This is a genomic window from Mycoplasma sp. 2575, assembly GCF_053851635.1.
The window spans coordinates 1-11,694 of the sequence record NZ_JBSQBB010000016.1 but is presented as its reverse complement, the minus strand read 5'-3'; the positions used below and the strand labels follow the sequence as shown (position 1 = coordinate 11,694).

8 protein-coding genes are annotated in these 11,694 nt (G+C 23.1%); 7 read left to right on the top strand and 1 reads right to left on the bottom strand.

Features of this window, described 5'->3' with window-relative positions; genetic code table 4:
- Positions 1 to 182: 182 nt before the first annotated feature.
- Positions 183 to 518 (bottom strand): hypothetical protein, encoded by a 336-nt coding sequence (locus tag ACWXVU_RS03035; protein WP_456012174.1) that lies wholly within the window; start codon positions 516 to 518, stop codon positions 183 to 185.
- Here ACWXVU_RS03035 and ACWXVU_RS03030 point away from each other — a divergent pair.
- The 7 genes from ACWXVU_RS03030 (at position 513) to ACWXVU_RS03000 (ending at position 11,379) form a co-directional block, all read left to right on the top strand.
- The gene (locus tag ACWXVU_RS03030) at positions 513 to 806 is read left to right on the top strand and encodes a hypothetical protein (RefSeq protein ID WP_456012172.1); all 294 of its coding nucleotides are present in this window, start codon (positions 513 to 515) and stop codon (positions 804 to 806) included. The genes ACWXVU_RS03035 and ACWXVU_RS03030 overlap by 6 nt on opposite strands.
- A 145-nt stretch (positions 807 to 951) precedes the next feature.
- Entirely contained in the window at positions 952 to 1,230 is a 279-nt protein-coding gene (locus ACWXVU_RS03025) for a hypothetical protein (protein ID WP_438340599.1), read from the top strand.
- A 536-nt stretch (positions 1,231 to 1,766) separates the two neighbouring features.
- A complete protein-coding gene (locus ACWXVU_RS03020; RefSeq protein WP_456012170.1) occupies positions 1,767 to 5,552 on the top strand; it encodes an AAA domain-containing protein in 3,786 nt (1,261 codons plus the stop codon).
- Positions 5,542 to 7,557: a hypothetical protein gene (locus ACWXVU_RS03015; RefSeq protein WP_438340601.1), complete on the top strand. Its 2,016-nt coding sequence runs from the start codon at positions 5,542 to 5,544 to the stop codon at positions 7,555 to 7,557. Before ACWXVU_RS03020 ends, ACWXVU_RS03015 begins: the two co-directional genes overlap by 11 nt.
- A complete protein-coding gene (locus ACWXVU_RS03010; protein WP_438340602.1) occupies positions 7,557 to 8,522 on the top strand; it encodes a hypothetical protein in 966 nt (321 codons plus the stop codon). The genes ACWXVU_RS03015 and ACWXVU_RS03010 overlap by 1 nt, the downstream gene beginning before the upstream one ends.
- A 2-nt stretch (positions 8,523 to 8,524) precedes the next feature.
- On the top strand, positions 8,525 to 10,519 hold the full coding sequence (locus ACWXVU_RS03005) for an AAA family ATPase (protein ID WP_438340603.1): 1,995 nt from the start codon (positions 8,525 to 8,527) through the stop codon (positions 10,517 to 10,519).
- 701 nt (positions 10,520 to 11,220) lie between these two features.
- Positions 11,221 to 11,379: a hypothetical protein gene (locus ACWXVU_RS03000; protein WP_455994604.1), complete on the top strand. Its 159-nt coding sequence runs from the start codon at positions 11,221 to 11,223 to the stop codon at positions 11,377 to 11,379.
- Positions 11,380 to 11,694: the final 315 nt, after the last annotated feature.

Here is an 11,694-nt window from a genome sequence, read left to right as displayed (position 1 = left end):
TTCTTTTTGAGATTATGGTTGGTTTTGCAATCTTTTCTTTAGGCAAAATATTTGGTTTATAAGGTATATATTTTTTGACAAAAGTTTTTTTCATTTTATTGTATTTTTATGAGCAAAAGCACTTAGAAATCCGCTTTGTGTAAGTTTTCTTGTTAATTGGCTATATGATATTTTTGCATTAGCTATTCTCTCATAAAACAAACACTAAGACATATATGAATTACAAGAACTATTTTTGTTCCAACAATTATTTTTTGCTTTCATATTTTTTCATAATTGATAATTAAATCATTACTGTAAATCTTTTTTCTATCGCCTCATTGATTGCCATGTGCTAAGTTAACCTCTTTTTTGCATAATTTAGCATTTCTTAATTTTTGTTTTAATCTTTTTATGGTTGATATTGAACATTTTGCTTTTAAGGATAATTGCTTATTTGTTAAATTAGAATATGTAGTTATAACATCTAATTTTCGTTTTCTATTTAATTGAAAATAGTTTAATTCTATTTCATGCATAATAAGACCACCTATAACATTTTACTATATATGTTAGGCGGCTCGTTTTTGTTGCGATTTAACGGTTTAAAAATTTTAAGAAATGAAGCTATATCTGTTTTTAATGGAGTAAATTTAAATAAAGCAAAAGGTATTTTGTTTTACATTCCGACTTTATGAGAGATTTATTTAGAAGAATTTTTAAAATCTGATGAATATACTCTTTTTTCTCAATATAAAATTAAAATTATAGATTACAGTGGAGATAGAATATTCAAACAGACAACATTGCCTGATTATGTTTTTTAGCAATGATAATAAGCAAAAACCTTTCATGATTTTAGATGCAAAATTCAAAGAGGCATGAAGTAATATTATTTTAAAAATGGTTCTTTTAGTGATGTATTGAATGATTATGATAAATGTATAAGGGATATGGTGTCAATCAATTGCCATGCTAGCGGCGTTATTTTTTCCAAGTAATCATAAATTATCATTAAGCCCCGAAGCTTTTGTTGAACATTTTATTAGTAAATTCAATAATGTTGATAAATTTTATACATTTCCGGTTTTTATTCCTTTTCCATCTAATGATTATAATTTGTGATTAAAAGACTTTAAAAATAACTTTAATAAGACATCATTGTTTGTTAAGTCATATATTATCAAAGAAAAAATATATATTCAAGATACAGAAATAATTTCAAAGCAAGCAGAAGAATTAAGAACATAAGTTATATAAAATAAAATTAAACTTTTAACATGTATATAGTTAATTTAATTTAATAATGTTTTTAATTTGTATTATTGATATCTTTGTTCTTGATTATCAAAATAAAAAAAATAGTAATAGGAGTTTTTAATTAGTATTTTTATGATTGTATTTATCCTTAATTGTTATTCAAAACTATAATAAAATATTTTAAATATTAAGTTAAGCTTATTTTTTATTTTTAACAAATAATTTCATTTTTATGGTTGATATTAAAACTTAGAAATTTAGATTATAATTAGTATTTTTTTATATGAATACTAGTTTTTATTTATAATTAAAATACTATGAATTTTAGAATTCTCTCTCTCTCTCTCTCTCTTATAATCTATTTAAGAAAAAAGGAAGTCAATGAATAATATTGCCACAAATATAGTGGCTTTTTTCCTATCGAATAGAAATGTTGTTTTCAATAATCTATTTATTTAATGATAAAGATTTTAAACAATTAAAAAGCATTAAAGAATTCTAATAATTTAACTATATAAAGGGGCGTTATGAAACTTATATTAAACATTTTAAATAAATGTGATATATCTCATGCAGAATTAATTAATGCTAACGGCGTATTGAGAAAACAAGATTTTCAATTAACTTTTGGTAAAAGAGAAGTTCGCGGCAAAAAAATAACAATTTTAAACCAATTAGAAAAAGAATTAGAAAGTAAGAAATTAAATACAAAAGAAAAATTAGATTATAAAAAACTATTTAAATTTCTTAATGAAGGCGAAAATTTAAATTTTTATACGTGTGGTCTTTCTAGGGTATATTTAAAAGAAGATAATGACGTATATGACGAACTTATTAGAATCTCGAAAGACGAAAAGCTAACTCACAAAGAGTATGAAAATTTTTTAGTTGCAGTCCAAACTAAAGATTTGTCAAATTTTAAAATTAAAGGTATAGAAGTTGATGGCAACGCTATTAATCTATTTTTCAAGTTAACAATAACTAGAGAAATGAATAATATTGAGAACTCAATTATAAATTTCGAGTTACAAAGAATAAATATTTCCAATTATAATTTAGCAATTAGCAAAATTAATAGCAAACTTAATAAAATTGATGGAATTCAATTTGTATGTGATAGTGATAACAAATGTAACTCGCCAACTTGTAATAATTCAAAATCAATATCAATACAAATAATAAAAAGCGTTTTGCAAAATACTAAATCGATTTTTAAGAAAAATGAAGATTCTTTAAAATTGAATGATATTGAGAGATATTTTAGATTATTTTCAGAATTTTATAACAATATGAAAAATTCTGACGCTGCATTTTTCTTGAATTTGTCAGATAAGGATATTATTTTAGAGAAAAAACAAAACGAAAAAGACAATATTATTAATTTTGATAATAATTATTTATATTTATTTCAAAAAGATAATTTTAATGTTTTGGGACATAAAAAAGACTGAAATCTTTCAGATATTCATTCAAGGGGAAGTTTGTTTGATTCGCTTAAAATAACATTTAAGTTTTACGAAGAAAAAACAGAAGATAAAAATGAGCTGAAAAATAGACAAAAAAGAGATTTAAAAAGCTACAACTTCGATAAAAATGTGGAAAAAATTGATGAAAATATTAATGCTATAAATAAAGAAATTCAAGAAATTAGTATCAACGTAGATAACTTTAACAAAGATATTAAAACATATAATGGCAGAATAAGAGATATTCAAAATTTAATCGATGAATATAAAATCTCAATTAGAAAAAAAGCACCTATATTATCTGATGATTTAATAAAAAAACAAAGTCTTAAAACTATTGAAAAAGAAAAAGAAGAAATTAAAAGTAAAATCAAAGAAAAAGAAAAAATAATTTATGAATATATAAATGAAAAAAATAAATTAATAGATAAACAAAATGAATTAAATAAGAAAATTAATTCCAAGAATGAAGAAATAAGCAAACAAAAATTACTTAAAAAAGAATATCAAAATTTGATAAACAAAATTGATAATGAAAACTATCTTGTTAAAAGAGTAAAATCGATAAAAATAGACCCTAAAACCAAAGATGATGTATCAATTGAAATAGAACCCTATTTTAAAAATAATAATTGAAAAAGATATCAATTATCAACTATTAATATTGGCGAAAAGACAATAATAACCAGATCACATAATTCTATTAAAAATTTATTTAAAGGTTATATAAAAGAACCTTCATTTTTAGCATCATTAATTGAGCCATTAACGGTGAAAATAGATGAAAATAGCAAAGCCGTTGATGATATTAATAATTTTATCTCTAAATATAATTTGAACGAAAAACAAGCTTTGGCCTTTAAAAAAGCAATTTTTTCTGATGCATTATTCTTATTGCAAGGTCCTCCAGGAACTGGAAAAACTCAAGTGATATCAGCTTTAATTGATTACTATCAATATAAAAATCAGAATATTATGCTAACCTCTTCAACACATGAGGCTATTGATAATGTTTTTGATAGATTTGCTAAATTAAGTCCAATAAATCCTAATGTTTTTGCAATAAAAGTGTCAAGTGGAAATAGGGCAAATAATATAAATCCTTATTCAAAAGAAAATTTATCTAATCGTTATATAAAAGCATTAATATCCGAAGAGAATTTATTGAATCAAGCTAACTCAACTAATAATAAAGTACTTGAATTATGCAATGATATTGATAAAGATGTTAAAGAAAATAATATGAGAATCTGAAATCTATTTATTAGAAAAATAATAGTAGATGGAAAGAAAATCGAAGAATTTGAAGAGTCATTAGAAGATCATTTCTTCATGTCAGAAGATGGCGGTGTTTCTGATAAAAAAAACTCTAGGAAAATTATTGATATTTTAGAAAAATATGACTATTTAAAAATTGGAAAAGAACTAAAAAAATTAGGAATAGATTCGCTGGAAAAAATATCTAACTATATAAAAGAAGTGGAGAATAAAAATACTAATAATTTTTGTAATTCTGAAGTTTTATCTAAAATAAAAAGCAAGTTAAACATTGCGATTGAACTTAATGACTTAAAAGACCAATATGAAGGTTTCTATTGAAATGAAAAATTAGTGGATGTTTTATTTGATAATGAATTAGTTAACTTATTTGGTTTGACAACTACATCAAGTAGTGAAATTGAACATAATGGCAATTTTGTTGACTTGACAACAGATTATAAAATTGATTTGACAATCATGGATGAAACTTCGAAATCAAATTTATTTGAAATAATAAATAGATGTTTACAATCAGGTAAATCAATTTTATGCGGTGATGCTTATCAATTACCTCCTACTGTTGATTTTTCAGAAGAATTATACAATTGAGTGATAGAAAAAGAACTTGGCCCAGATAATGTTGATAAAAAAATGCAAAATGATATTGTTAATAAAATTAATGATGCATTGGCATATCCTTATTTTAATGAAAAAATAAAAGAATTAACGAATATGCCGAATGGCAATTCATTGTCTTATGAATTTTTAGATATGCAACATAGATTCCCGGCTGAAATTTGTCATTTTATAAATGTTTTATATAAACAAAAAAATCAGGAACTTAAAACATTTAACAAAAATGCCGATTTTAAAAAATATAGCAATATAACTAGCAAGCTAAATTTGATAGATACTTACATTCTTCCAATAAAATACATTAATGATATAAAACAATTTGATAATAAATTTAACCTTGTTAATAATTTTGATCACAATATGCTAATTGAAGATGGCTTTATACCAATTTCATTTATTAAAAAATTTAATCAAAGTACACTAGACACTAGAATGAATCAATATAATGCGATTGTAACATTTAAAATAATTCAAAAATTAATTAATGATTTAGAAAATAATGGAATAAATATTAAAAATGAAAAATCAAAAATCGGAGTTATTGCTTTGACTAGAAATCAGGCAATTGTTATTAGAGGAATTATTCAATCTAAATATCCAGATTTATATACTAAATATATTGCAACGAGATCAATAGTAATTGATACGATTGATAACTTTCAAGGTAGAGAATGCGAATTTATTATTGTTGACTTAGTGAGATCGGAAAATAAAGGAACAGAGGAAACTCCTAATAAACGTAATACCAACTTTTTAAACGATGAAGCTAGACTGAACGTTGCTTTTAGTCGAACAAAAAATATTTTAATTGTTGTCGGTGATTTTTCATATTATAAAAATTCTAGCCAAGGCTTAACTGTATTGAAAAAATATATAAATCATTATTTGCAAAACAAAGATTCTTTTGTAACCCCAGAAGAATTTATAGGAGAGGAATATAATGAATGATAAGATAAAAATTAAACTTAATTTTCCGGTTATTCAAAAACGGGTTGAATTTACGTATCGTGAAATAGAAAAAATGGAAAATTATTATAAATTGATATTGATTCCGCTTATTGAATTTAAAAAATTAAATAAGTATATTACTGTAAATGACATATTTAAGGAGTTTTATAACATTAATAGTGATGTGTTAATTCGTAAATTTTGACTATTGATTTTAAGGGATATGCATAACAAAAATATAATAACTATAAATTTTAATTCTTCTGAAAGTAACATTGAGGATTTTGATTTATTAGAAATGGATATTAAAAACATTGACATAAATAAAAAAATTGAAAAATATGTTGAAATGAATAAGTTTTACAGTTTAACTGACCGAGTGATGAAAAAAAACTTCACTTTCTATATTAAGAGTAAGTTTTTATCGGAGAATTATGATAAATACTTTAACACTAAAAATATAGATAAGGCTTGAAATGGCTGCTCTTTTGAAGGCTTTGATAAAAATGAATCGAAAGAAATTGAACAAAAAGTTTCTGAACTTGAATATGATTTTGAAAAAGATGACTCAAAATTAATATTGAAAAAAAGTGTTGAAAATAGTAATGATATTAAGGTAGCATTTTTTGAATCTGATTATCCCTTTTATATTGACAATTCATCAACTATTATTTCTATTAATATAAGACCAATGAATATTGCTCAAAATTACTTTATGGAAGATTTTATAAAGAGTGATTTAATTGATGAACTGAATAATCGTAAATTGTTACATGAGTCTATATTCCCAAATAATACTTTTTTGAGTAATTTTCAAATTAAAGATAGCTCTGAAAAATTAGATATAAAAGAATTCGATATTAATAAATGAATGGTAAAAAAATCTTTCAATCAAAATAATATTGTTGAAGGAAAAAATAATGAAAAGTTTTTGATATTAGATAAAAAAATATTTGACATAAACAAAATAATAGTTGATGTAAAAATTGATGATAATGAAGTTGAAGAAAGTGCAGTAGACTTTTTTATTCCAACTGAAATACCCGAATCAAAATACCTTAAGTTACTTGAAGATATTTATGATAAAAAAATATCACCCACTGATATTATGGCTTCTGCTTTAGAAAAATATCTAGACGAATTTTTAAAAGACGTTAAAGAAAAATCTAACTCTAATTTTGAATTAATTTTAAAGATTTGAACATTTTTAAGTAATTTTAAAACTAAAGATTGATTCAAAGAAATTACTCAACTATTTTCTAATAATGTGTTTTTAGATGTTTTAAATACTATTAAAACTAGCGATGATTTAGATAAATTCATGAGCATTTTAAATAATGGCGAACTTATTTTTAAAAACATTATTAGTAAATACAATATTAATTCAGACAATCTGGATATTTTTAACTTTGTATCTTCATGAAATAACAATATGCTTAGAGAAATTTTTAAAAAACATGTAAATAACCATCATATGTTTGATTTATATAAAGACAATAAATTTAAAGAAACACTATTTTATAACGATTTAAAAAATCATATTTCTGGCGATTTTGAAGATTTAAATAAACAAATTGATTCGGACATTGAGGCTTCAGTTAAATTAAATTATTTAGAAAATTTCAAGAAAAAAGAAGTATATAAAGGTTTATTGGCTATTGACTGTTTAGATTACATTAATGAATATATTTTTAAAAAAGAGGAAGAAATAAAAAACTCTTTAGAATATATTAGAAATAACTTAATTTCTAAAGCTGTATCAATCAGACAAAGACTTGAAAAATTTAAAAAAAATAGTAAAACAACATTTACAAAGTCATTAGAAAAAATAGATCTAAAACTCGCTGAATATTACAAATATTTATCTAATAACTATGCCCATTCTTTTAGAAAAGACACAACTACGGCTGAGTATATTTTTAAAATTAGTAATGAAGAAGTAATAGCCGAAAATAATAAGTTAGATGAAATTAGTGAATATATAAAACAATTCGAGGTTAATAAATAATGAGCCATATAGCAACCGTAACATTGAATTTAAGTCAATTAGAAAAACGAGAATTAGAAAATATTTGTGATAAAAATACTGAACTACTAAATAATATGCTTTTATCTAATGAATATCAAAACAATGGTTTAATAAAAGAAGCTATTAAACAAATTAAGAATGTAAAATCAAATATTAACCAAAAAGTTGAAGTGGATTTAAATTCATACAAAGGATTAAGTTTATACGAATTAGAATATGACAAAATCAATAAATTATTATTGAATATAATTGATACAGTTGATTACAGAAAAATTGATAACTCAATTTCGATAAAAAATTTTAACCATTATGTATATGAATTTGGAAAATTAGCTTATGAAGCAAGAGATTTGATTATAAATAGTGATTTAGAGTTAACTGAAGATAATCTTAATTTAAAAATTAATGAACTAATGAATGCTAAAGCTTCTATTGAAGAATTAAGAAGCTTCAAGAATAATATTTATGCAAAAATAAGCAAAATTAAAAATAACGAATTAAAACAATATTTTGAAGATAAGATAAAAATAATTACAACTAAAAAAGATATTGATGATTTTAAAATTTGATTTAAAGAAAAAAATAATTCGATATTGAAAGCCGCTAAAATAGCAAAACCATTTATTGAGTTTTTAATGACTGAAGAAAAGTATAAATTAGCCGGAAAGCAAATAAAAGTTGTTAATGAAAAGCTTGGCGTAATTTATCTTTTAGAAAATGATTTAGAAGAGCAAGTGATATTTAATGTTTCGCCAGATGGAACAGTTGAATATCAAATTGGCGATTATAAAAGGCATGTATGTTCTAAAACGGCTAATCAGATGCTTGAATATATAACTAAAAATTCGAATATGAATATTGTTAAATATACCATGAATAGAACTTTTGTTGCAACTAAACCTAAATATAGCGCAAAGGAAAAAATAAAAAGATGAGGTAATTAATTATGAATTTAAAAGAAGCAATTACAACGCAATTAAAATTTAAGTTACTAAACAAAAATATAGTAATTTTGAAGGGGAATACTTCTGAGTTTTTATCGCCAAAAGTATTGAATTTACCAATTAAAAAACCCTCTTTAGATAGCATAAATAAGAATCTATTAAAAAGTGAATATTTAGAATTGCTTACTGAATTTTCTAATTTAGATTTTTTAACCTTTAATCAATATTTATTACACTATTTATACCAAGATAAAAATCTTTGTATTGATAATATATATCTTTACAATTCTAATTGAGAAATGAAAAGTGAAATAGTTCATGGTAACATAAAAATTTTTAAAAATAAAGATAATAAAAACGATCTTTGAGAAACTTTTGATGGTATTGAAAAATCAGAAATATTTGATTTTGTAAATATTGATAGTAATGATAATGGTAAAAATGAAGATATTAATTCAAAATTAAAAAACTTAATAATTGAAAAAATTAATAATGATGGTATTGCATCACAAAATTTATTTATCTTAGATTTAGCTGAATCTATTTATAGTGATAAAAACACTCAATTAGATATTGCTAAATTAAATTCATTGATTGATATGTTTACTAATGAAATTAACCAGATAACGCATAAGATTAAACCTTCAAATTTTAAATTAATAATTTTGATAAAAAACGATCAGATATTTAATTCGATACTTTTTAACAATAATCAAGAAATAACTTCTCTAACAATTCCTAATCCTTCATTAGATGAAAGAAAATCTTTTTTTAACATAAGAGGATCTTTATTTAAAAAACTTGATAATAAATTAATAACTAAAAAAGAAATTAGTGACGCAAGTGCAATAACTAATGGACTAACTTTTAGAGAATTATTTCAACTTGAAGTATTTTCTAACAAACTTGATAGTATAAAAGATTTTAAAGAACTATATAGACTGTGTTTTTTTGAAAAGAAAGAATCGGAATGAGAAAAAATTAATGCTGAAAATTTGAACAAATTCTTAGAAGATTTTGACAATAAAGTCAAAGGCCAATCTCATGTTGGCATTAAAATAAAAGACACACTAATTAGAAGTCGGGTAGGATTACAAGGCATTTTGCAAACCTCTGACATTCAGAAAAATTCAAAACCAAAAGGAATTTTATTTTTTGCAGGGCCTACAGGTGTTGGCAAAACCGAATCAGCAAAAGCCTTATCTGAATTTATTTTTAATGACCCAAATCAAATAATTAGATTTGATATGTCAGAATATAACCATGAAGAATCTGATCAAAAACTTTTAGGAGCTGCTCCAGGTTATATAGGTTATGAAGCGGGAGGGACGCTTACTAATGCTGTTTTACAAAAACCGTTTTCTATTTTATTATTTGATGAAATAGAAAAAGCTAATTCAAAAATTTTTGATAAATTCTTACAGATTTTAGAAGATGGCAGATTGACTTCTTCTAAAGGAGAACTAGTTGATTTTTCGGAAACATTTATTATTTTTACTTCAAATATAGGTGCGTCTACAATGCCTAAAGATGAGGACGGTAAAAAAATTCAAGAGCATTTTATTTCAGAAGTTAAAAAATATTTTAGAGATGAGCTAAAAAGACCGGAGATTTTGAATAGAATTGGTATACCAAACATAATTCCTTTTAATAAAATTAGCTCATTAGAAATTAAACTTGACATTATAAAATCTAAAATCAAGAAAATAAAAGAATTTTTATTAAAAGAAAAAAACATAAAATTAATATTCGATGATTCGATTGAAGAATATTATTCATTAGTAGCTAACAATATTGATGATTCGATGGGGGCTCGTTCACTTATTTTATTTTTAGAAACCGATTTAGTAAAAGCAATATCAAATATTATTTTTAAAAATAGAGAACTAATTGAGAAGAAATTATCAAAGTCTGAAGACGAAGACGGTTTAGTGAATCTAAAACTAAAATATGTATCTTCAAATAATAGTCACGGTTTTAAAGAAAAAATACTCTAAAATAAGTCAATTAAAGCAAAATATTTAGGCATTGTACCTAAATATTTTTGTTATTTATTAAATTTACAATAATTAATTTAAAAAGTAATTGATTTATATATTTTAATTTGCGACAATAACATTCAAAACTGAAAAATAGCAATTAATATTTTTGATAATTATGTTACTATTCGACTTTATTTAAAAAACACTCATAATAAAAAAATAATATTAAAAGTAATACACTAAATACTAACATTGTTAATAGCATCGACGTGAATATAATAGTGATGATGTATATTGACATAATATTTTATTTTGTAATCAGAGCGGGAGGCTACAATAATAGCAAAAATCAATGAAGTGACACTTAATATAATTGCATAAGTTAGTATTGCTATTGTAATACAATTTCAATATAACAATATAGGATGAAAAATAAACATAAATATGAAAAAAATTTTTTATCAATGTAAACAGAATATAACCGTAAAAGTATATAAGTTAGCAATGAAAATATTCAAAAAGTAAATGACATTCAAAAATACATCTTTTTCCTTGCTAATACTTTTCGCTCATTTTATTGTTTATAAATATAAGTTTATAAATTTAATTATAGCTCAATATAATTTTGCTTTTTAAGCATTATATTAAAATGATTTTTTGTGAATTCTCAATTATTTTGCAACATTCTATAGTTTAAAATAATTATAGGAGGTAATGTGAAATATAAAAAAATAGAAATCCAGAATTTAACAGATTTTGAGAAAAAAAGAAAAGGTATTTATATCGATATGACTAATGAAAAAATAAAAATAAACCAAATCGCTATAGAACACGAAGTTAGCCGTTTTACAGTTTCTAAAATTAAAGATCTATAAATTTTGACGGGACATTTAATGTCTCAAACAAAAATAAAGGAAATAAAAATAGACAAAAGTTTAGTGATGATTTTGTAGATTCTAAAATTGAAAAAATCAGAGATTTTAGTTCTTTTGTTTTTCACCAACCTATTGATAGAACTAGAAATGTTACTATGGCAATTTATTATAGAACAAAAGGTTCAATAATGTCTTTAAAAACTCTTTACAGACGCACCTTTAAAAAAGGAGCTATGCAACAGAGCACTCGCACAAAGGGGCTAGAAAAGAAGCTAAAAGAAACGTTAAAAAATATTTTAAATAACACGGTTTTAG